At 40.4% G+C, this 24798-nt stretch carries 21 protein-coding genes and 2 pseudogenes; 10 read left to right on the plus strand and 13 right to left on the minus strand.

All coding sequences use genetic code 11. The features are described from left to right. Positions 1-80 precede the first annotated feature (80 nt). On the plus strand, positions 81-1247 hold the full coding sequence (locus tag AAHB15_RS18695; RefSeq protein WP_342043057.1) for a 3D domain-containing protein: 1167 nt from the start codon (positions 81-83) through the stop codon (positions 1245-1247). A gap of 232 nt (positions 1248-1479) precedes the next feature. Here AAHB15_RS18695 and AAHB15_RS18700 read toward each other — a convergent pair whose 3' ends face one another. After that, positions 1480-1698, minus strand: a complete 219-nt coding sequence (locus AAHB15_RS18700) for a spore germination protein (RefSeq protein WP_335572624.1) — start codon at positions 1696-1698, stop codon at positions 1480-1482. Positions 1699-1957: 259 nt separating this feature from the next. Next, positions 1958-2956: a peptidoglycan recognition protein family protein gene (locus AAHB15_RS18705; protein ID WP_335572625.1), complete on the minus strand. Its 999-nt coding sequence runs from the start codon at positions 2954-2956 to the stop codon at positions 1958-1960. Between the two features lie 343 nt (positions 2957-3299). On the opposite strand from AAHB15_RS18705, the gene AAHB15_RS18710 reads away from it, so the two are divergent. From AAHB15_RS18710 to deoD, 3 genes are all read left to right on the plus strand, one after another. Then, positions 3300-4115, plus strand: coding sequence for a class I SAM-dependent methyltransferase (locus tag AAHB15_RS18710; RefSeq protein WP_342043058.1), 816 nt, complete (start codon positions 3300-3302; stop codon positions 4113-4115). 251 nt (positions 4116-4366) lie between these two features. Next, positions 4367-5533 (plus strand): MFS transporter, encoded by a 1167-nt coding sequence (locus tag AAHB15_RS18715; RefSeq protein WP_420491153.1) that lies wholly within the window; start codon positions 4367-4369, stop codon positions 5531-5533. Positions 5534-5582: 49 nt separating this feature from the next. Further along, on the plus strand, positions 5583-6287 hold the full coding sequence (gene deoD, locus AAHB15_RS18720; RefSeq protein WP_342043059.1) for a purine-nucleoside phosphorylase: 705 nt from the start codon (positions 5583-5585) through the stop codon (positions 6285-6287). Positions 6288-6474: 187 nt separating this feature from the next. On the opposite strand, the gene AAHB15_RS18725 is transcribed toward deoD, so the two are convergent. Beyond that, the gene (locus tag AAHB15_RS18725) at positions 6475-7236 is read right to left on the minus strand and encodes a TrmB family transcriptional regulator (protein ID WP_342043072.1); all 762 of its coding nucleotides are present in this window, start codon (positions 7234-7236) and stop codon (positions 6475-6477) included. A 209-nt stretch (positions 7237-7445) separates the two neighbouring features. On the opposite strand from AAHB15_RS18725, the gene AAHB15_RS18730 reads away from it, so the two are divergent. Beyond that, the gene (locus tag AAHB15_RS18730; RefSeq protein WP_342043060.1) at positions 7446-8627 is read left to right on the plus strand and encodes a NupC/NupG family nucleoside CNT transporter; all 1182 of its coding nucleotides are present in this window, start codon (positions 7446-7448) and stop codon (positions 8625-8627) included. A gap of 60 nt (positions 8628-8687) precedes the next feature. On the opposite strand, the gene AAHB15_RS18735 is transcribed toward AAHB15_RS18730, so the two are convergent. Next, the gene (locus tag AAHB15_RS18735; RefSeq protein ID WP_342043073.1) at positions 8688-9977 is read right to left on the minus strand and encodes an NCS2 family permease; all 1290 of its coding nucleotides are present in this window, start codon (positions 9975-9977) and stop codon (positions 8688-8690) included. Between the two features lie 359 nt (positions 9978-10336). On the opposite strand from AAHB15_RS18735, the gene AAHB15_RS18740 reads away from it, so the two are divergent. Further along, entirely contained in the window at positions 10337-11218 is an 882-nt protein-coding gene (locus AAHB15_RS18740; protein WP_342043061.1) for a PhzF family phenazine biosynthesis protein, read from the plus strand. A 562-nt stretch (positions 11219-11780) separates the two neighbouring features. After that, entirely contained in the window at positions 11781-12326 is a 546-nt protein-coding gene (locus AAHB15_RS18745) for a DoxX family protein (protein WP_335572632.1), read from the plus strand. A 39-nt stretch (positions 12327-12365) separates the two neighbouring features. On the opposite strand, the gene AAHB15_RS18750 is transcribed toward AAHB15_RS18745, so the two are convergent. The 7 genes and pseudogenes from AAHB15_RS18750 to AAHB15_RS18780 all read right to left on the minus strand — a co-directional run bounded on the left by AAHB15_RS18750 (position 12366) and on the right by AAHB15_RS18780 (position 18882). After that, positions 12366-12881, minus strand: coding sequence for a type 1 glutamine amidotransferase domain-containing protein (locus AAHB15_RS18750; RefSeq protein ID WP_335572633.1), 516 nt, complete (start codon positions 12879-12881; stop codon positions 12366-12368). Between the two features lie 266 nt (positions 12882-13147). Further along, a complete protein-coding gene (locus AAHB15_RS18755) occupies positions 13148-13840 on the minus strand; it encodes a hypothetical protein (protein WP_342043062.1) in 693 nt (230 codons plus the stop codon). Beyond that, positions 13841-14932, minus strand: a complete 1092-nt coding sequence (locus AAHB15_RS18760) for a hypothetical protein (RefSeq protein ID WP_342043063.1) — start codon at positions 14930-14932, stop codon at positions 13841-13843. It lies immediately after the preceding gene. A gap of 222 nt (positions 14933-15154) precedes the next feature. Then, positions 15155-15397, minus strand: a pseudogene (locus AAHB15_RS18765) (KGG domain-containing protein); the annotation flags it as partial. 459 nt (positions 15398-15856) lie between these two features. Further along, entirely contained in the window at positions 15857-17341 is a 1485-nt protein-coding gene (locus AAHB15_RS18770) for an aldehyde dehydrogenase family protein (RefSeq protein WP_342043064.1), read from the minus strand. 241 nt (positions 17342-17582) lie between these two features. Next, positions 17583-17765 (minus strand): annotated as a pseudogene (locus AAHB15_RS18775) (ATP-binding protein); the annotation flags it as partial. 274 nt (positions 17766-18039) lie between these two features. Then, positions 18040-18882 carry a dimethylarginine dimethylaminohydrolase family protein gene (locus AAHB15_RS18780; protein WP_342043065.1) on the minus strand — a complete coding sequence of 281 codons (843 nt, stop codon included), beginning with the start codon at positions 18880-18882 and terminating at the stop codon, positions 18040-18042. Between the two features lie 167 nt (positions 18883-19049). Here AAHB15_RS18780 and AAHB15_RS18785 point away from each other — a divergent pair, with 167 nt between their 5' ends. Continuing rightward, entirely contained in the window at positions 19050-19712 is a 663-nt protein-coding gene (locus AAHB15_RS18785; protein WP_342043066.1) for an AraC family transcriptional regulator, read from the plus strand. A gap of 96 nt (positions 19713-19808) precedes the next feature. Continuing rightward, positions 19809-20078: an excalibur calcium-binding domain-containing protein gene (locus tag AAHB15_RS18790; protein ID WP_446715884.1), complete on the plus strand. Its 270-nt coding sequence runs from the start codon at positions 19809-19811 to the stop codon at positions 20076-20078. Positions 20079-20208: 130 nt separating this feature from the next. On the opposite strand, the gene AAHB15_RS18795 is transcribed toward AAHB15_RS18790, so the two are convergent. After that, on the minus strand, positions 20209-23148 hold the full coding sequence (locus AAHB15_RS18795; protein ID WP_335572640.1) for a DEAD/DEAH box helicase: 2940 nt from the start codon (positions 23146-23148) through the stop codon (positions 20209-20211). A 475-nt stretch (positions 23149-23623) separates the two neighbouring features. On the opposite strand from AAHB15_RS18795, the gene AAHB15_RS18800 reads away from it, so the two are divergent. Then, entirely contained in the window at positions 23624-24364 is a 741-nt protein-coding gene (locus AAHB15_RS18800; protein ID WP_335572641.1) for a metallophosphoesterase family protein, read from the plus strand. A 232-nt stretch (positions 24365-24596) separates the two neighbouring features. Here the strand turns inward: AAHB15_RS18800 and AAHB15_RS18805 are convergent. Then, on the minus strand, positions 24597-24798 hold a 202-nt coding region (locus AAHB15_RS18805), incomplete at its 5' end, for a hypothetical protein (RefSeq protein WP_342043067.1).

The raw sequence follows: 24798 nt of genomic DNA on the forward strand, positions 1-24798 counted from the left end.
GTGATACACTTTTATTCTTTCTGTAACATGAATGTTACATTAGTCTGGTATAAATATAGTAACTAAGGAGGGAGAAGCGTATGCCAACGACAAAAAAGCGTATAATTCTCGTGTTACTTACAACTATGTTATGTGTATCAGGTTCAATGGTTACATATGCACAAACAAACACTGAAGCGCTACATAACGCCGAAGCCCAGCTGGAGCAGAAGCAACAAGTAGTAGAACAAAAAGTACAAGAACAACAAACGGTTAATAAAGAAATAGAAAATATTCAAGCAGAATTAACAACCCTTGCCGATGAAATTGCTAAGAACAGAGAGGCAATGGCAAAGACACAGGAAAAGATCGATGCAACCAATAAGTTGATCGAAGAGAAAAAAGAAGAAATTGTTGTGATTGAGGATAAAATGCTTGCTCGGGAAGATGTTATGAAAAAGCGGGCAGTAGCAATGCAGCAAAACAGCAATGTCAATTTAATGATTAACATATTCTTTGAATCTAACAGTATCTCAGATTTTATCCAGCGTGCTAGTGCAGCATCAGAATTAATTGATGCAGACAAAGATATTTTGACAGCGCAGCAAGAGGATCTAAAACAAATCGAAGAAGATAAAGCAGAAATTGACCGTCAAGAGAAGGTTTTAGAAGAAGATCAGAAAGCGCTTGCAGACCAACAGGCCCAGCTTGATGAAAATATTCAAAAAAGACAACAATCTTTAACCGTTATGCAACAGAAATTCGCGCAAATTTCCCAGCAGGTAGCAGTAGCTCAGCAGGAAAAAGCGGGAATTGAGTCACAAATGAAGAACCTTCAAGCAGCGATCCAACAAGAGCAGGCAGAGGCAAAAGCACGTGCGGCCGCAGCAAAAGCGAGCGCAGCAACAGCTAGACCAGTGGCTGCTCCAGTAAAAAATAGCGGAGCTTCAAAAAGTACTGCGCAAACTACTGCGCAAGGTAAAGAAATATATGTAACGGCAACTGCGTATACTGCCGATTGTGCGGGCTGCTCAGGACGTACAGCTACGGGTCTTAATGTTAAGGCGAATCCAAATATGAAAGTAATTGCGGTGGACCCAAGAATTATTCCTCTTGGAAGCAGAGTTTGGGTGGAAGGCTATGGCCAAGCGATTGCTGGTGACACAGGCGGCGCCATTAAGGGCCACAGAATCGATATTTTAATGCCAACAAAAGCACAAGCTTTGGCTTTTGGAAGAAAAACCGTAAAAGTCATCGTCTTAAATTAGTTTGTGAAAAAGCTAGGTTCCTAGAAACTAGATTACTAGCTGAAGCTTAATAATTGATTAATAATACAATACCCGGAGACCTAACAAATAAAACTGTTAGGTCTCTTTTTTATTACTGATGAGGTTATTTAGTTCAGAATGTTTAGATTGTCAAAAAAGGAGAAATGGTGCCTGTCACCATTATTGGTGTTCGCATTGTATTTATGTTAATATTCACTGAGTTTCATATGAATTAGTTTTGCTCACTGTCGCTTTCCTTAGGAAGCGTGGTTTGGTTACCTTTATTGATGATTTTCGAGACAATCGTGCCGTTATCACCAATATTTATATTGCTGCCAATGATGGTAGAGTTGGCTGTATGGCTATTTTGATAGGTGGGCCCATAATTAATGTTGGCATTATTAGAAAGATTGTCCACGATAAAATTAGTGACATTAATGAAGAATTTCATATTTTTTCACCGTCCTAATTCATCTTATTGCCTGTTCACCACAATGATTGTCCAAATACCTAAAAGAATGGTAAGTCCTATCTAATTTTTGAAAAAAACTTAAGTAAGAACTAATTGGTTGTGATTGCCCCGACAAAATGGACCTATGGATCATATGCCAATAGAAATAAAAAAATTAAAGACCTGCGGCTTCAGCAGGTCTTTTCACTATCTATCAGCCATGCATACCAAAGATAAGCTGACAGTATATAATTCCTCCCTAATACATAGCCGCCCAGGTTTTCGGGCCGACAATTCCATCCGCTACTAAACCATGGCTCTTTTGATAAGCCTTTACGGCTGCTTCGGTTTTTGGACCGAAAATACCATCTGGCGCTACCCCTACTCTTTTTTGAATCAGTTTTGTATTCGCGGCATCGTTTGAGCCTCGTTTAATCAGGTGACCTGGATAAGGGCGGTTTGCCGCCGCAGTCCCGCCTGCTTCAAGTTTGGCCCTCGTTTTTGGACCAACAATCCCATCGACAGCAAGCCCATGATCTGTTTGAAACGACCTTACCGCAGCCTCTGTTTCTTTTCCGAAATCACTATCCGCCCCATATTTCGGGAGCCTTTCTCCAGCTTTGATCAGATACTGTTGCAGTTTTTTTACATCAGGACCTTTATCTCCTAATTTTAACAAATTGGGACTTGATTTTGTTGAGGATGATGGTTTTGATGTTGATGTTATTGAGGGTACTTCTGTATGTGCAGCGGCAACAAGGGTAGGATGAAGGGTATCATAATTGATTGCCCGGCTAACAAACTCGTCTCTATCGATCGATGTTCCAGGGCAAGTCTTACTAGCATGCTCGCGGTGGAACATAATTTTAGCCCCACAGGCGGTCACAAGATAATGCTGCAATTTTAACATTGAATTCAGCTGGGCGCCTTCTAATATATCATGGCCGATATCAAAGTTGCCTAACATCTCGGTCATAAATGCCCCTTCATTGTAGCCGGCGATACCTGCCGGTGTTTCATTAAAAGGCCTGCCAGTGACAAATAAACCATCTGGCATGAGTGTGAGATGTTGTCCGATATCGTCCCAACCACGCGTGTTAACATGGTAATTCCTCATAGATTGTTGTAATTGGAGATGGTTCTTGCCGTTAAAATCATTGTGACTAGGTTCCCAAGTATGATGTACCTGAGTATATTTGTACTTTCTGCCCTTTAACCTTTGAATAACTTGGTCAACCGTGAGAATCTCAAATGCCATTCGTTTTCCACACTCCTTCAATCAACATATGTTAAACTATGCAATTTTGGGTGGGCGGTGCATGGCTACACGGCGTTCACGGGAGGATGCTAGGTCAATTGGGCAAAAAAAATCCAGCTGACGAGCAGCTGGATCCAAAAAATATATAATTAAAAGGGGGTCATTTATGAAAAAGAGGTAAAATCAATTTCATAGGTTTATCTTACACCCCGTAGATGAACAAACTATGAACAAATCATGAAGCTTATTTAAAAAATATTCGAGGGTTGTGTGAATGGATAAGTTGAAAGTAATGTTGATAATTATTTTATATATTCAGCTGATAAAAATGGAGGAATGATAAATGACGATAAACTTACAATCCGTTCAAGCCACCATGCTCATCCCGCTTTGGGGGCGCGCGACAGCAAGTGAGAAGAATCCGGAAATCTTGTACGACAAAGAAGCGATCGAAATCATTGCCGGCTGCGAATTCGATTTTACCGAAATTGCTAGGACGTTTGGGGAATACGGCGGCATCAGCTATATTGTCCGTGCTCGAAAAATAGACGATATGATTCGGGCGTTTATTGAAAAGCATCCTCGGGCCACCATTGTTAACATCGGGGCGGGGCTGGATACGACTTTTTTAAGGGTGGATAATGGTACGATTAACTGGTATAACCTTGATTTAGCCGATGCGATTGCATTCCGGCAAACACTAATCGCTGACACACCAAGGAATACCTGCATCGCCAAATCTTTTTTCGATGTGTCCTGGTTTGACGATGTGATTTTTAATAAGGAGGATAGCATCCTTTTTATCTCTGCCGGAGTATTCTATTACTTTCAGGAAAGTCAGCTCAAAGAAATGTTTCAGCACATGGCATCACGCTTTCCGGGCGGTGAGTTGTTCTTTGATGCCGAATCGAAATTTGCCGTAAACATCTCCAACCGCATAGTTGAAAAAACAGGAAACAAGGGTGCCAAAATGTATTTTTATGTCAACAATCCCAGAATACTTGAAAGCTGGTCGCCGAACATCAAGTTAATATCAACCGAATCATACTTTAAGGGCATTCCGGTCAGCAAGCAGTGGGAAAGCGGGACGCGCTTAATGGTGCGGCTTGTCGATTTAATCAAGATGTTAAAGTTTGTGCATTTGCGATTTAACCAATAGAAATTACCTAAGTCACTAGTATGGGTGGCTTTTTTTATATTTTAACTTGGGCATTGATTCTTACTGTTGAACGGCTTGAGTGCCATCTATGATTTTTTAAAGCTATAACAACTTTATCAAAGCGGACCGGCTGCACTCAGCTGGTTTTTCTTTTTGGTCATAGAAAAAAAGTTCTTGCATTAAGAATGTAATAGAGGTTACTATTGTGGTAGTAACCAATTGGCGAATCTGTGAAAGGGAGGTTGGATTAGTTGAATTTTAGAGTTTATATTTTAGCTATTGTGTCTTTTGTAGTAGGGATGGCGGAATTAATTGTCGGCGGAATTTTAGACATTGTTTCGAGCGGGCTAGGCGTTTCTGTTAGTAAAGCCGGTGAACTAATCACCATCTATTCACTTGTTTTTGCGATTGCGTCTCCTGTCCTGTTAACGTTGACCGCTAAGGTGGAAAGGAAACGATTAGCGCTTATCACATTAAGCCTGTTTTTTGTGGGGAATCTTGTGGCTTTTTTTAGTCCCAATTTTCTTGTGCTTTTCCTATCAAGGATAATCTCAGCCGCATGTGGATCATTATTAGTTGTCCTCTGTGTAACGATTGGTTCGAATATTGTAAAAGAAGAGTTTCGTGCACGAGCGATTGGGATTATTTTTATGGGGATTAGCGGTTCCTTAGTATTAGGGGTACCGGCGGGGCTTATTGTAGGGAATCACTTCGGCTGGCGTTCACCATTCCTGTTCATTGCGATCCTTACACTTATTTCGATGATTGGGGTTTATTTCTTTCTTGGAAAAATTGAACCCAAACCGGTTATCTCGCTTGGCAAGCAATTAAACACCTTAAAAAATTCAAAGATTTTGTTTGCTCAATTAACATCTGTTTTGTTTTTAACGGGTCATTTAACGCTGTATGCTTATTTGACGCCATTTCTAAAATCTACCTTACATTTAGATGCTGCATGGGTTAGCTTTTTTTATTTTATCTTTGGTATTTCTGCTGTCTTTGGCGGAGGCCTTGGCGGCTATATGGCAGACAAGTGGGGCTCAAAGAAAAGTATTTTGACCATTGTGGTGATCTTTTGTCTTGTTATGTTTACCCTGCCAAAAGTAACTTTTTCTATCATTCTGTTTGTGATTGTGATGATGGTGTGGAGTATGTTAAGCTGGGCGATTACACCAGCGCAACAAAACTATTTAATTGAGACCTCACCGGAAACATCTGATATTCAACAAAGTTTAAATAATTCAGCTTTACATGTTGGAATTGCTCTAGGATCCATTATTGGCGGTATGGTGATTAATCATTATTCCGTTCTATATAATGCCTCGATTGGCGGGATTTTTGTCTTCTTCGCCTTACTATGTGCCATTTTTTCAATTACACGGGGAAATGTGAGAAATAGAGAGGCTCAACAATTTTAAAGGAGGTGAACATGATTACAGGGTCTACCATCTCTGTAATCATGAGCAAATGAGTGTTCATATTAATGCAAAACAAGGTGAAATTGCCGAAAATATTCTATTACCTGGAGATCCTTTGCGTGCGAAGTATATCGCTGAGACCTTTTTAGAAGAGGTCCATTGCTACAATGAGGTTCGGGGTATGCTTGGATTTACAGGAACGTATAAGGGGAAAAGAGTTTCCGTTCAGGGAACAGGAATGGGGATCCCTTCTATTTCGATTTATGTAAATGAATTAATCCGCGATTATGGTGTAAAGAACTTAATTCGGGTCGGTTCTTGTGGTGCCATTCAAAAGGATATCCATGTACGTGATGTCATTCTTGCCATGACTTCAACTACGGATTCAAATATTAACCGCCTAACTTTTCCGGGGATTGATTATGCACCATGTGCTGATTTTAACTTGTTAAACAAAGCGTTTGAAAATGGTATTCAAATGGGAATGGATATTAAGGCAGGCAATGTGTTATCGGCTGACATGTTTTACCGTGACAGCATGGAGATCGTGAAGAAGTTGGGAGACTATGGGGTATTAGCTGTAGAGATGGAAACAACAGCTTTGTACACCTTAGCGGCCAAGTATGGAGCTTCGGCCCTATCAATTCTCACTGTCAGCGATCATATTTTTACTGGGGAAGATACCACAGCTGAAGAGCGGCAAACCACCTTTAATGATATGGTCGTTATTGCTCTTGAAACGCTAACTAAATAAAAGGCAGGGGAACTCCCCTGTGCCTTTCTTATAAGATAAGAGAGTATAAAATTTGCTCTGAAAATTGTCCAGCTCCAGCGCCTAGCCCCTCGAGGTCATAAGCCAATCCGTCCAAAAGGTTAAAGAGCAACCTTTCGGCCGGCTCGTCTTATGCTTGTCGGGGCTGACCAAGGCGCTTGCGCTTTTCTTAATACCGAAGCCTTAACAGAAGATGTTTAAATTCTTCATCATTCATTAACTGATCTTCATATTTTTTGGTGACTTTAGTTAACACGACATCATGGTAGAAAAACTCGACGAAAAACTTCACAAACGGCTTTGATTTTGTGAGCATGGCTTGCCATGCATTGTTTTCGACACCGGCAAACAAAATTGTCTCCTCATCAATAATAATGAGGCGGTTTTTCTCTAATCTGCGGTGTTCTTCATTTGGCGACAGGATATGCAGGGAGGAAAGGAGTGATTCTTGAACATCACCCACAACAAGTGCCTCGACTTTTACGCCTGATTGTTCTTTTTCAATTAGAATTGGCAAAAACGCTTGGAAGTCTTCTTTCCAAACCGAAATTTGAATCGAATGCTTCGCATCTTGGAGAAGCTGTTTACATTGGAGTTGAATGGAAGAATCAACCTTTAAACTCCAGACGCGATCATCAGACCTGTTGTTTTGATGGGTATTGTTTTTCAATTGACTTATATTTTCTTCAAATTCCTTGGTTAATTTTTCGATAACTAGATTTAAAGGCAGAGCGGTATAAAGTTTTTTCTTTTCGGAAACAGAGTCTAATACGAGACCTTTTTCAACCATCCGCGTCAGCACTTCATAAATCTTTGCCTTGGGAACACCAGAATATTTAACAATGAGTGTGGCATCCAACGGTTCACTCGAAGACACGAGAACTTCATACACCTGGCTTTCATATTGAGAAAATCCAAACTTTCTAAGCATCATTCTGACCTCTTTTAAAAAAATTGGAAACACTAAATTTATCATATGGGATAAAACAAGCGTTGTAAAATATTTCTTATGACTAAAATGTGATATCTTCCTTTACAAGATTGGTTACTACTGATATAGTAATCATCGTTGTTAAAAATTTTTTACTAAATTGTAAGCGAATTCAAAAAATTAGAAAGACAGCATGGAGGAACTTAACTATGAAGTACATCATTGCCATTATTGGATTATTAGTCGTTTTTGGACTAGCTTTTCTCGCCAGCAATAATCGGAAACAGATTAAATGGAAGCCGATCTTCCTTATGATCGTGATTCAAGTCATTTTGTCTGCTTTATTATTAAATACAACATTTGGTTTAGTTTTAATTAAAGGGTTTGCTGAGGTGTTTAGTAAATTATTAGAGTATGCAGGCAACGGGGTATCGTTTGTGTTTGGCGGGCTTGCAAATAAAGGAGAAGCGCCGTTCTTTCTAACGGTCCTGCTTCCGATTGTGTTCATTTCCGTCTTAATTGGCATTTTTCAGTATTTAAAAATCCTTCCCTTCATTATGAAAGCGATTGGTTTAGCTTTAAGCAAGGTGAACGGCATGGGGAAATTGGAATCATATAACGCAGTGGCCTCAGCAATCGTTGGTCAATCTGAAGTGTTTATCACGGTGAAGAAACAGCTGGGTCTGCTTCCTGCGAATCGTTTATATACGTTGTGTGCCTCCGCAATGTCTACCGTCTCAATGTCCATCGTCGGAGCCTATATGACCATGATTGAACCGAAATATGTGGTCACCGCACTGGTCATTAATTTATTTGGCGGATTTATTATAACCTCGATCATTAACCCCTATTTGGTGAATCCAAGTGAGGATATACTGGTGATCCAAGAGGTAGAAAAACAAAGCTTCTTTGAAATGCTAGGGGAATATATTATCGATGGGTTTAAAGTAGCAGTCATTGTTGGGGCGATGTTAATCGGTTTTGTGGCGTTAATTGCTGGAATTAATAACATATTTGATCTGATTTTTGGGATTTCATTCCAAGAAATTTTAGGATATGTTTTTTCGCCGCTTGCCTTTATCATGGGTGTCCCATTTTCAGAAACTGTCCGGGCTGGAGGAATTATGGCAACGAAGCTTGTCACGAATGAGTTTGTAGCCATGATGGATTTAACCAAAATACAATCTAGCTTTAGTCCACGGACATTAGGGATTATTTCAGTATTCCTCGTCTCGTTTGCAAACTTCTCTTCCATCGGAATTGTTGCCGGAGCAGTAAAAAGCCTAAACGAAAAGCAGGGTAATACAGTTGCGCGATTTGGCTTAAAGTTATTGTATGGAGCAACTTTAGTGAGTGTTTTATCATCCGTGATTGTAAGTGTAGTTTTATAACTATAGTAAAAAAGAAGACCTCTTGGTATTTAAGAGGTCTTCTTCTTATTAGTTCGCTTCCTAACCAACTGCATGAAGCAGAAAATTGGTAAAGAACAACAGTGAAATGATGACGCTTGAAAGTGAAATCTGTTTTAATTTATTAGAAAAAACTTTTACAAGCGGATAAGCGATAAATCCGAAAGCAATTCCATCAACAATACTATAGGTTAATGGAATCATGATGATCACCAGAAAGGCCGGAAATGCTTCAGTAAAATCAGAGAAATCGATATTTACTACATTTTTCATCATCAATCCCCCGATAATAATAAGAATCGGAGTGATCGCGGTTTCTGGCACTAGTTTGATAAACGGCATGAAAAATAGAGATAACAGAAGAAGTGAACCTGTTACAACAGAGGTTAACCCAGTTCTACCGCCCGTGGTAATACCCGCCGCTGTTTCAACCGTCGAAACAGCAGGACTTGTGCCTAACAATCCACAAACAATCGTGGAAATCGAGATTGCCTTTAAAGATTTCCCGCTCTTTTCGGGTGCCTGAAGCATCCCATTCACTTGTGAATGCACCAACCCGATATTTTCAAAGACAAGCACTAACACCAGTGAGAAGACAGCGGACCAAAATGGAAGGAAAGCCCACTTTCCAAAATGGCTGCTTAGGAACACATCCTTATAGCTCTCAAAGGAAATGAAGCTAGTATCCATCCCTTTAAAATCAACCAGTCCAAAAAAATACGAAACAATCGTCCCCAGGATGATGGTGATTAAAAAATTCCCCGGTATTTTCTTTAAGAACAGAAATAACGCAATGATGAGATTAATAATCGAAGCCAACACAATAGGCGAAGATAACTCACCAAGGGAAACAAAATTAGTCGAGCTCCCGACAACAATCCCGCTTTTTTGAAGACCAATAAAGGCAATAAATAGGCCAATACCAACTGAAATTGATTCTTTTAATGAATCTGGAATCGCTCTTGTTAGGATGCTGTGTAATTTTGTAAAGGCAACGATAACAAAAAGTATGCCAGAAAGGACAACAGCCCCTAAAGCCTCCTTATAATCAAGCCCTAACGAACCCACAATCGTAAACGTAAATAAGGCATTAATCCCCATCCCCGGAACGATAATCAATGGTGCATTGGCGATAAAGGCAACCAGTAAACATCCGATAAACGATGATAATACAGTTGCAATAATTCCAGCTTCTAAAGGGATTCCAGCATCTTCAAGAATCTTTCCGTTGACGGCAAGAATATAGACGATCGAAAAGAATGAGGTTAACCCTGCTATAACCTCCTTTCTAATATTGGTTTCATGCTGCTTAAGTTTAAATACCCCTTTCATTGTTATTATCACACTTTCGCGATTTCCCTCTCCCACCCGCATTAAGTTCATTTATTTAACTTATGCCGGGGGTTATTATATCAAAAATGTAAGATGACATAAACAAAAAAAAATATCCAGCTGACGATCAGCTGGACCAAACAATATATAATTAAAAGGGGGTCATCTATGAAAAAGAGGTAAAATCAATTTCATAGGTTTATCTTACACCCCATAGATGAACAAATTATTAACAAATCATGAAGCTTATTTAAAAATTACTCGAAGTTATCAAAGTCACTAGTACAGGTGACTTTTTTTCTATATACTAATTGCATATGTTAATTTTACCCAATTCAATAAAAGGGGGACTTAAAAAGGTGAAATCCGTTAAGGTGTTTCAATATGATGCGTTTAGCAAGGAACCGAATAAAGGGAATCCGGCAGGGGTCGTTTTGAATGGGGATGATCTGACGGAGGAGGAAATGCAAGAGGTTGCGTTAAAAGTAGGGTTCAATGAGACCGCTTTTCCAGTTAAATCAGACATCGCCGACCTTAGAATCCGCTTTTTTACACCAGGTCACGAAATGAACTTGTGCGGACATGGAACCATGGCGATGGTTTATGCTCTAAAAACGAGTGGGCAGTTAGGCGACAAGACCGATATGACCATTGAAACAAAAGCAGGGATTTTACCTATCAAGATCAATGAACAATCGTTTATAACGATGAAGCAGGCTGCACCACAGTTTAAAGAGTTTAATGGCTCTAGGGAAGATTTAGCTAGTGCGATAGGGCTAACGGAAGAGGAGATAGATTCAGAGCTGCCTGTTCTCTATGGCAGTACGGGGATTTGGACACTATTAGTACCAATAAGAAAACTAGCATCCTTTGAAAATATGAAACCGAATAATGAGTTGTTCCCGACTATTTTAAAAGAAATGCCGCGCGCCTCTATTCATCCTATCTGTTTGGAAACCTATCATTCGGAAGCCGATATGCATGGCCGCCACTTTTCATCCCCATATTCTGGGACTATCGAAGATCCTGTAACGGGAACGGCTTCAGGGGTTATGGGAGCTTATTATGCGAAATACATAAAGACGGATTTTGTAGATTCATTGAATCTAGTGGTAGAGCAGGGGCAGGAAATGGGGAAAGATGGGCGGGTTACCGTTCATGTCGTTAGGGCGGAGAATAGTTATGATATTAAGATTACTGGGAATGCTGTGTTTGTTAGGGAGTTTGAAGTGATTTTGTAGCCTTGTGTCTGGGTGTATTTTCCCTGTTTTGTAGAATAACTACCTGATTTCGTAGAAAACCACCTGAGATTTGTAGAATTTATACCTATTAATTGTTTTGTTGGAATTTTATTTCCAACTTTTGTAGAATTCATGCGAAGTATTGTAGAATTACTAAAAATTTCGTTTAATTATTGCTCTAATTTGTAGAATACAGCATGTTATTTGTAGAATTCTCATCTATTCATCCATCTAGAACGAAATTTATGTTTTGATTAACAAGGGAGGCTCCCCGGCACGCGCGGAAAGCGCACTTCTTACGCTGTAATCAACAGCCAAATATAACAGAGCCTTAGAGAAATATAATCAAAGTGGAAAAATATGCTGAATTTGAGTTCAATGGTAGATTTCGTCGGCAATCCTTTCCAAACCATTGCAACAGTGTAACGAAATATATAATTAATTACATTATTTTAAATAGATTTAAGAGTTTGTTAAATTGTGAAGAAACTTCCCGCTCGGAAAAATAAATTTGTTATGGTAAGACCGTACATAAAACTAGTATTCCTTGGGGAAGTTGCAAATGGTAGTAGATTGGTTAAGACAAAACAAGATTGCTTCTAGTATATTAACAGTTCTTCGTTTATATCTTGGATATAGTTGGCTCGCAGCTGGTTGGGGCAAGATAATAAACGGGGATTTTGATGCTTCGGGGTTCCTGAAAGGAGCTATCGCAAATCCAGTGAAAGGGCCGGACGGAGCAGTTGTCTTTGGTTGGTATATTGATTTCTTAAAACAGGTTGCGTTACCTAACGTTCATGTCTTTAATACAGTTATCCCCGTTGGTGAATTTTTAGTTGGTTTAGGCCTAATCCTAGGCTGCTTAACCACTGCAGCCATGTTTTTTGGACTAATGCTGAATTTCTCTTATTTGTTTGCTGGAGCCATTTCTACTAACCCAGTGGATATCTTGTTAGGCGGTATCATCCTTTTTGCAGGCTTCAATGCTGGAAAAATTGGTCTTGATCGCTGGGTGATTCCATTCATTCGCCAAGCAATACCGAAAAGCAAAAAGAGTATGACACTCATAGAGTTAGATCACAAGGAAACATTTAAAATAAATGGCTAGCACCCAAAAAGGCAGAAGGATGTTCCTTCTGCCTTGATGCTACCCTAATATTCTTAATGATTCTTGGACAAAGGCCGGTATATCATCCGGCTGCCGGCTAGTGACCAGTTGATTCTGGCACACGACAACCTCTTTGTCATGCAAATTAGCGCCAGCATTCTTTAAATCCACGTGAATGGACTTGTACCCGGTAACATCACGCCCCTCAAGCGTTTCCGCTGTGATGAGCAGTTGAGGTCCATGGCAAATGGCTAATACAGGTTTTTTAGCATCCATGAAGGCTTTGGTGAATTGGACAAAACGCTCGTCTGCACGGAGGATATCCGGTGAAAATCCACCAGGAATGAATAGGGCATCAAAGTCCTCTGGAGAGACGTCATCAATACTTTTATCGATGACTACTTCACTATTTCCCTGTTTTCCTTTCACGGTTTTACCTTTCTCCATTTCGATTGCCGTGATCTCGTGCCCATTTTCCTTAAAGGCCTGGACCGGCTCGCTGTACTCGGAATCCTCGAAATGATCTGTTACTACCACAGCAATTTTTTTGCTCATAGCAATCCACTCCTTTTCTAAGACTCCATATTAAATTACCCTTTGTCAGGGTGGATGAAACCTGTTCAACGGAAGAGTGGAGGCCAAGCGATTTGCAGATATTAACAAAATCTAGCGGATATTAACAAAAAAGTGAGACATATTTACAAAAATTTAAATATATTAACAAAAAATCAGCAGATATTAACAAAAAATCGATTATATTAACAAATCCCACCCACATCCATAAAAATAGAGGCTGTCCAAATTGGACAGCCCCATTGCTCTTACATAAAAAATTTGATTCCAATTAAGATTGCTTCCGCTGCCACTACCGCCAATAATAGGTTCATTTTAAGCGAGCTTCTTTTCTCCAGCTTTGCAAGGTCTTGTTTGCTCGTCATCTGGTTGGAAAGGGCTTGGAGTGTCTCTTGATTGTGGCTGCTCACCGACTCTATTTGTTCTCGCAATTGTTCTATTTCCGCCTTGTGAAGCTCGAGTTCCGCTAGCTGTTTTTGGGCGAGGCACTCGAGTTGATACACGACTTTGTTAATTAGCGCCTCTTCACGCACCACCAGAATGCTATTGATGGACTCGGAATGTTTGTGGAACATTTCTTTGTACGATTGCTGCAGCTGCTGCAAACGGTTATCCATTGCCAACAGTGCCGTGACATGGGTAGCTAATTTTTCTTGTGTTTTTGCTAAGTCATCCTTTGTGAGAGTGAAGAACGACTCGTTTTGCTCCAAAAATTTCCGATTGTTTTCGGCTGAAACCGTTAGCTCGCGCGTGAACTCAGCAATTTCGTTAGAAACGGTATCCACTGTTGTTACGGCTTTTTCCAACAGTTCCTTGTTTCTGCCTTCTAATGAGTGCATTTTTTCTTTAAAATCACCGTAAAAAATGTCTTCGTTCAGCTTCTTTAATTCATTAACCGCATGTTCATATTCACTTTTTGTAGGGAGATTTGTTTGTACCATTTATTCATCGCCTCCACTGATTAAAGGTTTAATAATCTTCTCACCGTCTTGCCGCAAAAGCTGTAAATAGTGTGCCGCAAGAAAGCGGCCTTCCGCGTCTCCATATAGGAAATCCTGCTGCAATTCTTCCTTATACTCCAGCCAATGCTTGATCAAATAGCCCTGCAACTGTGACGCATGCTTCTGGAATTGATTCCACACTTGGCAAGCCTTTTGATAGCGGGCTTTAAGCTGCGCTTCTTCCTTTTGATATGTAACCAGATGGTTTTCAAGAGTGTTAATTTTTTGTCTGTACTCAAGCTTTGATGCCTCTGCCTCTTTGACAGCCTGTTCTCTTTGCGCTCTTACTTCATATAAAATCGATGTTAACAAGCGATTATAATTTTGATACATCTCCGTAACCCAATCATGTGCTTGGGAGCGGGTTTTGAACAGGGCCTTTTCATAGGTGTTCTTAAACCAGAAGGAGTCGATTTTTTGCTCGATCGCTGGAATCGGAGGGACGAAGGGAAGATCTAAAGGAGTTGCTAGCTCTATTTTAAAAAAATGAGCTTCCTGTTTAAGTATAAGGATGGAAGTCCCTAAGTCTCTTTCTACCGCTATCTGCAATCTAGACACATCTTCGTTGATAATACTCGCTTTTCGATCCTGGGGAGTATACTCAATGGTATCATCCACCAATACCCGAATATGCTCGGTTTCCGTATTTTTAAGCTCAATCTGTTTGAGGAATCGGTCATAGTCATCAATTTCAATTGCAAATCCGTCCTCTTGTATTCGGACTTCTTCTTTTTTATGGTCAATGATGGATGATTGTTTTGTGATTAACAGCTCGTACGGTTCAATTTGTTTTTCATAGTTTTTAAGCTTCATTTTCATTTCTTCGTCCGCTTCTTGATAAAATTTGTTGAGGCGGTCGAAGCAAGGCTCATTTGGGTTTTCAAGATCCGTTTGCAGAATATGCAAAAGATCTTCGATTGAGTCGGAAAGTCCTTCATTCTTATATGGATCGAAATGGTTGAGGAATTCCTCTTTCGCCTTAAAGGCCCATTCAAAACGTTTTTTATGGAAATCAATCAATGTAGAATTCATTTTTAGAATCCAACTCCTGCATTTCTACTTATGAAAACAGATTACCAGATTATTCTACCATTTTTATGGAGAAACAGATGGGTTTTTCTCAGAAAATTAAATCTTTGTTAATGCGAATGTCATAAATACGAAGGTTAATGAGGGGAGTAGGGGGGGATTTGGCCAAAGGGCTTATGAAAAAAAGGGGAGAGAATGTTCTCCCCCCTTTATGGTTAAGCCTTAATCATCATCTCGTTGTTCAGCCCGGGCTTTTCCGCCTTTTTCCCCGATTTCCTGATAAAATTCTTTATCGTGATTTTTTGAGGTGGCTTCTCCGCCCTTGCGTCCGATTTCTTGATAAAATTCTTTGTCATGGTTTTCTGAAGTGGCTTCTCCACCCTTACGACCGATTTCTTGGTAAAATTCCTTGTCATGTGTGCGAGAAGTCTCTTCTCCGCCTTTGCGGCCTGCTTCTTCCACTGTCATATTGCCTCTGTTTTCTTTTTCTTTGTTTGCCATAATAAAATCCCTCCTAGTGTTATTTGGAATTGCTATTTGACTTACACTCTTTATGTACCCGGGCTTCCCGGCTCTAAACCTTTTTTTAAAAACAAAAAGAAAAAGGGCTGATCTGGGGAAACAGATTCAGCCCTCATCCTTCAAAAGATAAGAATGTCTAAGTTTGGACTTCGAGAATTGTCCAGCTCCAGGCGCCATCGGCTCGAGGTCACAAGTTTATCCAGTTGCGGCTCCTTGGGACTCGAAGTCTAAGCCATCCCCTGAAGAAGGCAAAAAACGCCTTCTTACAGGGTGCGTCTTAGCCTAGAGTCCCAGAACAGTCGCCTCCACATTTAGATCAATCCGTCCAAAAGGTTAAAGCACAACCTTTCGGACGGCTCGTCTTGTGCTTGTCGCCGAAGTCTAAGCGCCTTGTGCTTTTCTTAGTTATTGCATGGAAATCCAGACACTCTTCACTTCTGTATAGTTATTAAGTGCATAGGAGCCCATTTCACGCCCGATGCCTGATTGTTTATATCCACCAAACGGGGAAGCGGCATCAAAGGCATTGTAGCAGTTGACCCAAACAGTACCGGCACGGAGTTTACTAGAAATATAGTGCGCCTTCGCCACGTCGCGAGTCCATACACCTGCTGCCAGTCCATATTCGCTATTGTTTGCACGATTAATTAATTCGTCCAAATCGTCATAGGCAATAGCTGAAATAACCGGTCCAAAGATTTCTTCCTTGGCAATCGTCATTTCGTCGCGGACATTGGCAAAGATAGTAGGGGAGACAAAGTAGCCTTGCTCCTGAGGCTTGATGCCGCCAGTTACAAGCTGTGCACCTTCATTAAGTCCTCTTTCAATATAGCCGAGCACTCGTTTTTGCTGCTCATCGGATACAAGCGGTCCGATTTCTGTATCCGCATGAATTCCAGCACCTTGTTTGATCTTGTCCGCATGGGCAGCCATATCAGCTACCACATTATCAAACTGCTTTTTCTGAATAAACACGCGGGAACCGGCACAGCAAACCTGTCCTTGATTGAACATAACACCGTTAAGTGCACCAGGAATGGCCTTGGTTAGGTCAGCATCTGGAAGGATGATGTTAGGCGACTTTCCACCAAGCTCAAGAGTGACCCGTTTCAATGTTTTAGAGGCATTGGCCATAATCTGTTTTCCAACTTCAGTGGAGCCGGTAAAAGCAATTTTATCAACTAAAGGATGGTCGACAAGCGGCTGGCCTGCGGTTTCCCCAAAACCAGGGACGATATTGACAACCCCTGCTGGGAAGCCAGCTTCTTGGATTAATTCTGCTAAATATAGAGCAGATAATGGTGTTTGTTCTGCTGGTTTGAGAACCACTGTACAGCCAGTGGCAAGGGCAGCTCCCAGTTTCCACATGGCCATGAGAAGAGGGAAGTTCCACGGGATTATTTGGCCGACAACCCCGACTGCTTCATGACGTGTAAAGTTGAAGTATGGACCGCTGACAGGAATTGTTTGTCCAACGATTTTCGTCGACCAACCGGCATAATAGCGCATGTGCTCAATCGCCAGAGGGATATCGGCGTTGCTAGTTTCACGAATTGGTTTACCATTGTCTAGAGTCTCGAGTTGTGCTAGTTCCTCAGCGTTCTCTTCCATTAAATCAGCAAGCTTGTACATCAGGCGACTCCGATTCGCCGCACTCATTTTGGACCATGGACCCTCATCGAATGCCTTACGGGCAGCTTTTACAGCCAAATCGATATCTTCTGCGCCGGCTTCATAAACACAGGCTAATACTTCTCCAGTTGCTGGATTATATGAATCGAAGGTTTTCTGAGATTTACTTTCAACAAATTCACCATTGATAAATAGTTTCTTCTTTCCACTTAAAAACTTCTCTACCTTTTCTTTTAGAACTGCGGTTATTTGACTCATAAAATCCCTCCATAAAAGTAGTTGTCTATGTATTTACTCATGGTGACGCTCACATGAAAAATCGTAACACTGTGATTATAGTAGATTCAATGATTTGTTTTACAAAAATTCTGACAACAACTGACGTAAACCAATAATTTTCCTGTTTCTCCTAACAATATTCATGAAAACTAGATGAATATATACAAAACTTCACTAAACCTGACAAACTTATCAATCAAATGATAAAAAGTGACAGCACCTAGTCTGTCACCTTTCTGGGTAATGTGATGGTCATCTCAGTACCTTGTCCAAGTTCACTATGAACCGTCATCACACCTTCATGCAGCTCGATAATTTTTTTCACAATCGAAAGGCCGAGGCTGCTGTCACCGGAGGCACGATTACGGGATTTATCGCCTTTGTAAAATCGCTCAAATAGATGGATTTGACTTAATCCAAAAAGCTCTATTGACTACCCAGATGACTGATTTTGGGGGATGACGGTAGTCAATAAGCTCTATTGACTACCCAGATAAAAGATTTTTGGGGATAACGGTCGTCAATAAGTTCTACTCTGATAAATCATTTTTTGTCGTAAATCAATATTCTATTAGTTAATCATCTTCTAGTGGATTTCTAAGTGTAATTTATAGTATTGCATACGAAATAGTACGGCATTCGGACAATCTCCTGAGTGATCGTCCAAATGGCCGTATTTATTGTGGAGTCTCTCTCAATATCGGCATGGTACAGCAGCGAAAGGCACCGCCAGATTTAATAATCTCTGAAATATCCACTTCAATCACTTGGTAGCCGCGGTCCCTGAGGTTCTTATTTACCTCCTTATTGATGGGCAGACTTAACACGCGCTTGTTTCCAATTGAAAGCACATTAGTTCCTAAAGTTGCTTGTTCTTCTTCTGATACCTTAATTAAATTGTACCTAGAAGAAAGAATCTTTAGTTTGTCCTCATCAATTTCACCTGGAAAAATTAAGGCTTCATCTTCTGAGAGAATATTAAAAACACAGTCTAAATGGAGATATGTATCAGTAAACGGGACGGTAATGACTTCAAAAGTGGGTAACAAACTTTGTAAATGTTCAATGGCCTTTTTATTAGTACGGTTACTGACGCCGATATAAACGGTGTTGCGGTCAATTAAAACATCGCCGCCTTCAATTTTGTCTTCCAATAGGTTGGTATACGTGATTAGTTCCTTTTCAAGCAAATCAATTAACGGCTGCTCTTCACCTTGACGGACATCATGTGCCATATGGGCCACAAACACCTGATTTCCCAGTGTAAAGCCAATATCACGAGTGAATACTTGTTCAGGATATTTCTCTGAAGGAGTAAGTAACAGCACTTCAACACCGTTTTCCTCTAAGACTTTCACGAGCTGTTGATGCTGTTTTTTAGCAAGTTCTGTATCAATGTTTTCTTTTAAAAATTGTTTTTGAGTTTCATTAATGGGTTCGCGGATGGTCATATAGGTTGCTGAGCATAACACCACTTTTTTTAAGGTGTCATACTCACTAAAACAAGAACTCTTATGCATTTTGTCCTCCTCAATAGCGAAATTACATTATAATATTCCCTGACAGTGGGTGGAGTAAACAGATAAACAAGAGAGGGTATCTTAGACTGGAAATCAATTGATTGGCAGCTTAAGCTTAATAATGATGGAAATGCTCAGGTGGCGAATAAAAATAAGGGGTTAAAAATATGACTCAAAATAAGACATTACATATTTTAAATGGACAAGCTATGTTTAATTATTACGAGGAAACAAATTTTCTTGGACAGGAATGCATGGTCCCTTTTAATGAGGCGATGTGTTATGGAGGTACCTGTAACGATCTATTTTCATCAGAGTTCATCGATATACGGGCAAAAGTTCATCATGTAACGGCAGATCAATATGTTGAACACACGCTAAAGCCGTTGCAGCCTTTTTTTGATAAAGAATTCTCTCATATAGAATTATGGTTTGATGCTGATATGTTTTGCCAAATCAACCTTATTACCATTCTAGCTTGGTTAGATCAAGCAGATTATAAAGATGCTATCGATATTCATATAGTCGCGGATAAGTTTAAACCTGTGAGTCATTTTACCGTAAAGGCAGAGGGATTTTATTCTATTTACAAGCAGGTATTGATTGATAAGACAATGCCTGAGAACATTCTTCCAGCGCCTATAAAGAAGGGAATAGAGCTATATTTGAGTTATCTGAATAAAGATAGTGATCTTATGCAATATATCCAAACGCACCGAGATGTTCCCGAAAATGAACTTGTGACATCACTAATAAACAAATTCACAGATTATGGGTTAGGAGATACACAATACTTTGAAATAATAAGAAATCAGCGTCAAACACTATAAGGATGTATTAATTCAGAATTTTTAAATTGTCAAAATGGTTTATTTCAATTAAGATAAATACTGGAAATAGTAAAATATGTAAGTGAGGTATTTATCGTGAAAAAGTTTTTCAAGGTAGGAATTCCGTTTGCGCTTTTTTTAGGTTTTACATTAGGCTCTGCAGGGGAGTCAGAAGCAGCAACTAAGATTGTGACTTTCAAAAATTGTACAGAATTGAACAAGGTTTATAAAGGTGGAGTTGCTCGTTCAGCTTCCGTAAAAAACAAAGGTGGAAAGACTTATTACAAACCTTTTGTTTCACAAGCTCTTTACGATGCAAATAAAAAGAGCGACAGAGATAAAGATTTAATTGCATGTGAACGATAAAAAAAGGAAGATTCTAAAATGAATAGAATCTTCCTTTTTTACTTCTTTGCTGTTGGAAATGGTGCCTGTCACCGTTACTCATCTCATCACAGTATTAATCTTGCCCTCGCCGGCACCCCAGTCCACGGTATTATCCTAAATAGACAAGGTCCTTCAGTTCATCAGTTGAAAGCTCAGTAAGCCAGTTTTCACTAGTGATGATTTGGTCATTTAGAAATTGTTTTTTCTCCAGCATAGCATCTATTTTCTCTTCAAGCGTCCCGGTACAAATCAACTTATGGACATGGACAAACTTGGATTGGCCAATCCGGTAAGCCCGGTCTGTAGCCTGATTCTCGACGGCCGGATTCCACCAGCGATCATAATGGATAACATGATTCGCAGCTGTTAGGTTCAACCCTGTTCCGCCGGCCTTCAATGACAACAGAAACACAGGGAACTCCTGATTTTGAAACCGCTCAATCATGCTATCACGCTGTGTCTTCGGTACACTTCCGTTCAAGAACGGCACCTCGATGCCAAACTTCTTCTTCAACGTACTGCGGATCATTTCGCCCATTTCAATATATTGAGTAAAAATCAAACAACTCTCGCCTTGATCTAAAACAGCATCAACCAGTTCAACCAGCTTCTCCATCTTATTCGAGCGGTCCACCAGCTCGCGGCCAATTGCCTGTTCCTTTAAATAGAGAGCAGGGTGATTACATAGCTGCTTCAAACGAGTCAGCATTTGAAGAATTAAACCTTTACGCTCAAAGCCCGATAACTTTTCAATCTCCGCAAAGGTATCGTGGATTAGCTGCTCGTACAACGATGCCTGTTCAGCCGTAAGCGGGCAGTACTCCTTTTGCTCAAGCTTATCTGGCAGATTAAGAGCAACCTCTTCATCCTTTTTCGTCCGGCGCAGCAAGAATGGACGAATCAACGACTGAAGCTGCTGAACCTTTTCTTTCTTTTCATCCTTTTCAATCGGAATAACAAACTTCTTCTGGAACTGCCCTAAGCTGCCAAGATAGCCGTGGTTAGTGAAATCAAAGATGGACCATAGCTCTGAGAGGCGATTTTCCATCGGCGTTCCTGTCAAGGCAATATGGTGACGGCCGCGCAGCCTGCGTACCGCCTTTGATTGTTTTGTTTGGGCATTCTTAATGTTTTGCGCTTCATCAATGGCAATCGAACTCCATATTACTGATTCGAACTCTTCTGAATCAAGATGGCTTAATCCATAAGAAGTCAAGACAACATCAGCGTCTTGGACTTTTTCCGTAAAGGCCTCTTCCTTCAGACGGTTTGAACCATAATGAAGATACACCTTCATCTCCGGAGCAAACCGTTCCAACTCCTTCTGCCAGTTTCCAAGCACCGACGTCGGACAGATAATCAGCGCCGACTTCACCGGCACCTTCACCTTTGCTGCAGTGTCCGCTTCACCAGCCGTTTTTTTCCTCTTAGTAGTGCTAACGGTGTCAGGCACCATTTCTAAGGTATCCTCGTTCTTTATCTTTAAAAGGTAGGAGATGAGCTGGACGGTTTTACCGAGACCCATGTCGTCGGCAAGCACGGCACCGAATCCGAATTGCCGCAGGAACCAAAGCCAGCTCATACCAAGTTGCTGGTAAGGGCGGAGCTCACCATTCAACCCTTCCGGAACAGTCTCGAGTGGGATCTCATGTACCTCCGACAGCATCTTGACCATCTGCTTCCATTGCCGGTTTAACTCAATTTGAATCTTCGCAAACGCCTTTGGATTCTCCAATTCCTCTTCCGTTTCTGTCGAATCAACGAGTTCCTGCTCCAGCAAATCGCGGACATGCAAGCCCTCTTTTTCGGCACGCTTCATCAAATCCTGAATTTGTCGAATAAACTGCGGGTCAAGCTTCACCCAGCGCCCCCGGATAAACACTAGCCGGCGCTTTTCCTCGACTAGCTTACCAAACTCATCTTCAGACAAATCCACACCGTTCATGGAAAAACGCCAGTTGAAATCAAGCATCGCCTGCAGCCCTACAAACGACGGCCGATGGCTGGATGACCCCTTCAAGGATGCTTTCACCTTCAAGTTAGCGTTCTTCATCGCCTGCCACCAGGAAGGAAGGAGGATCTCGACATTAAGCGCGACCAAGGTTTCACTAGCATCGGTTAAAAACATCCATGCCTCTTCCTCGGTAAGGTGGGTCTTGAAAAAGCCATCCTCTTCAAGCCATGGAATTAAACGGGCCCAGCGGGTTCGCTCTTGATCCACTTTTTCTAGGTATGGATGCCACTTGGCAGGAATCTTTCTGACACCTTCAACATCATAGATATCATCAGGATTTTTCTTTCCACGTAAAAACACACCTAGGACCCAAGCACCCTCGCCATCAACCGGTTCCTCTAGCCGCAATCCTATTGTAAACGGCGTATCGCTTTCCTTGATTCCGACCCACTCCAGCCAGCTTTCTTCATCAAAATAACGAGCCAGTTCCACACCGGAAATATTCTGCTTTCTCAGTAAATCCAACTTTGGACCAAACAGCTCTCTCATAGCAGCATTTCGTGTTAAATAAGCATCAAGAGCTCCATTATATAAATCAGAAATATAGTCTTTGGTTGTGCCAAGACTGTGATCCTCGCTAACTAAGACTTGATTCTCATCCTCGATGGATTGCTCCCAAAAAGAAGAGTCAAATTCATCCTTAACCCGTTCTGGCAGCTTCCAACGGAAATCGCCATGTTCCCATACTGAAAAATCCGGGAGCCAATCCTTCTCTATAATACCTTCATAAAGTGTAAGGGCGGAAGCAAGACAGATCTCAGATTGCTCATTCCAGTCCCAATCAATAAAGCGATTGAAGGATTCTTTGGCAAACAAAGAGACGAGCTGCCAGCCGCTCACGATGATCCCTTCGACGTCGTTCACCGTTTCGGTCTCAAGAAGGGTACCAAAAAAACTTTCTTCATGGCTGCTAAAAACGAGGTTTTTCCATCCGAACGGGTTCATATAAGAGCCCTTTTCGTTTTGGGCCGTCAACAGAAAGCGGCCATCCTCTAATTTAGTTGTCAGTAATTTGATAAACCTGGTTTTAAGCATAAATAATGTACCCCTTTAACTGGAACCCTTAGTTATATTAAATGTCCATGCTTAATGCGTGGACCATAAAAAAATGGTCTATTAAAAAATTCACCTGTAAAAAAATCCATATTCCTTTATTATAACCAAAAACTTGCGGTTAGAGGAGTAAGGAACATGAAGTGTTGATTTTTATTGATTGCTTGTTGTGAAAAAGGGGTATTGTCAAAACCAGTAGGTAAGTTCGAGAGGCATAAAAATGGTGGTCTATATAAGGATTTCGACTATACCACAAAACGAGCTATAGAAAGATATCTTTTTGTGAAAGCTGTCGGTTGGTTGTATAGGGCCATGCATCTCCTTTTATAAACGCGAGGGGCACTAGGTTCGTTTAATAGACTTATTTGTAGGGATAATAAATACAGAAGTTTTGAAAGAGGAATTTTAATTTAAAAAGAGAAATATAGTAAAAATCGAGTAAAAAGGGGGGAAAGATTTGGATAAAATCGCTGTTATTTCAGATATACATGGAAATATTCCTGCACTGCAATCCGTCCTAAAAGATATCCAAACTAGAAAAATTGAACAAATCATCTGTTTAGGTGACTTAGTTGGTAAAGGCCCCGATTCAAGTGAGGCAGTTGACATAATCAAGAATGTTTGTGCTGTAACGGTTAAAGGCAACTGGGATGATTTTATTACCAAACCAACTGAGTCGGAAACAATCAAATGGCATCAAAATCAATTAAATGTTCAACAGAATCAATTTTTAGAAAAGCTTCCTTTTTCAGTAGAGTTCATGATGAGTGGGAGATTAGTTAGACTTTTTCATGCTTCTCCAAGAAGCTATTATGACCGAATTCAGCCATGGGACACCATCGACCGCCGTTTGAGCATGTTTGAAAATACCAATCAAACGGAAAATATACTCGGCAACAGGGAGCCAGATCTTGTTTGCTATGGGGATATACACAATGCATACATTCAAAATATAAAAGGAAAAACTTTATGTAATGTAGGAAGTGTAGGAAATCCCCTGGATATACCTCAAGCATCCTATGCGATTCTAGAAGGAATTTATGGAGTTGAAGAAGTAGGCAATTTTTCGATTCAATTTGTTCGAGTCCCTTATAATATTGACCTCGCTATTAATCTTGCAAAAGAAAAAAGGATGCCCGAACTTGAACCATATATAAAAGAACTAACAACAGCTCAATACAGAGGAGCCCATAAATGATCAAAGAAAAGCCTTCTATTAAAGGAACGGGTTCCTTTACCTATAGCAAACATTAAATAATGTAAATTAAAATGAGTACCAAATTGTTTTATATAAATTTGATACTCATTTTTAATTGGTATAGAGTGATTTACACGGAATTTCCACTAGGGAACACAAAAGTGAGGAGTTCTACTAATGGAAAAATTCATTACTTTTTTTAATGCATCACTAGTAGCTATGGACCAAAAAACTAAATGCTTTTAACAACTTCAAATTTTTTTGCAAAAAGAAGTTGACGTACACGCAGATTATTTGTTATATTATTATTTGTCGCTGCTGACAGTGAAAAATAACTTTTAAAAAAAGTTGTTGACTTTGCTGATTGCGGATGATATATTATAAAAGTCGCTTTTAGCGATATGAAAAATTGTTCTTTGAAAACTAAACAAACA

The sequence above is a fragment of the Bacillus sp. OTU2372 genome, from assembly GCF_038440275.1.
GTDB lineage: Bacteria > Bacillota > Bacilli > Bacillales > Cytobacillaceae > Neobacillus > Neobacillus bataviensis_B.

Excerpts from the sequence above, each read along its gene's own strand:
- AAHB15_RS18695 (WP_342043057.1), top strand. The coding sequence starts at position 81 with ATGCCAACGACAAAAAAGCGTATAATTCTCGTGTTACTTACAACTATG.
- AAHB15_RS18700 (WP_335572624.1), bottom strand. The coding sequence starts at position 1,698 with ATGAAATTCTTCATTAATGTCACTAATTTTATCGTGGACAATCTTTCT.
- AAHB15_RS18705 (WP_335572625.1), bottom strand. The coding sequence starts at position 2,956 with ATGGCATTTGAGATTCTCACGGTTGACCAAGTTATTCAAAGGTTAAAG.
- AAHB15_RS18710 (WP_342043058.1), top strand. The coding sequence starts at position 3,300 with ATGACGATAAACTTACAATCCGTTCAAGCCACCATGCTCATCCCGCTT.
- deoD (WP_342043059.1), top strand. The coding sequence starts at position 5,583 with ATGAGTGTTCATATTAATGCAAAACAAGGTGAAATTGCCGAAAATATT.
- AAHB15_RS18725 (WP_342043072.1), bottom strand. The coding sequence starts at position 7,236 with ATGCTTAGAAAGTTTGGATTTTCTCAATATGAAAGCCAGGTGTATGAA.
- AAHB15_RS18730 (WP_342043060.1), top strand. The coding sequence starts at position 7,446 with ATGAAGTACATCATTGCCATTATTGGATTATTAGTCGTTTTTGGACTA.
- AAHB15_RS18735 (WP_342043073.1), bottom strand. The coding sequence starts at position 9,977 with ATGAAAGGGGTATTTAAACTTAAGCAGCATGAAACCAATATTAGAAAG.
- AAHB15_RS18745 (WP_335572632.1), top strand. The coding sequence starts at position 11,781 with ATGGTAGTAGATTGGTTAAGACAAAACAAGATTGCTTCTAGTATATTA.
- AAHB15_RS18750 (WP_335572633.1), bottom strand. The coding sequence starts at position 12,881 with ATGAGCAAAAAAATTGCTGTGGTAGTAACAGATCATTTCGAGGATTCC.
- AAHB15_RS18755 (WP_342043062.1), bottom strand. The coding sequence starts at position 13,840 with ATGGTACAAACAAATCTCCCTACAAAAAGTGAATATGAACATGCGGTT.
- AAHB15_RS18760 (WP_342043063.1), bottom strand. The coding sequence starts at position 14,932 with ATGAATTCTACATTGATTGATTTCCATAAAAAACGTTTTGAATGGGCC.
- AAHB15_RS18770 (WP_342043064.1), bottom strand. The coding sequence starts at position 17,341 with ATGAGTCAAATAACCGCAGTTCTAAAAGAAAAGGTAGAGAAGTTTTTA.
- AAHB15_RS18780 (WP_342043065.1), bottom strand. The coding sequence starts at position 18,882 with ATGCATAAGAGTTCTTGTTTTAGTGAGTATGACACCTTAAAAAAAGTG.
- AAHB15_RS18785 (WP_342043066.1), top strand. The coding sequence starts at position 19,050 with ATGACTCAAAATAAGACATTACATATTTTAAATGGACAAGCTATGTTT.
- AAHB15_RS18795 (WP_335572640.1), bottom strand. The coding sequence starts at position 23,148 with ATGCTTAAAACCAGGTTTATCAAATTACTGACAACTAAATTAGAGGAT.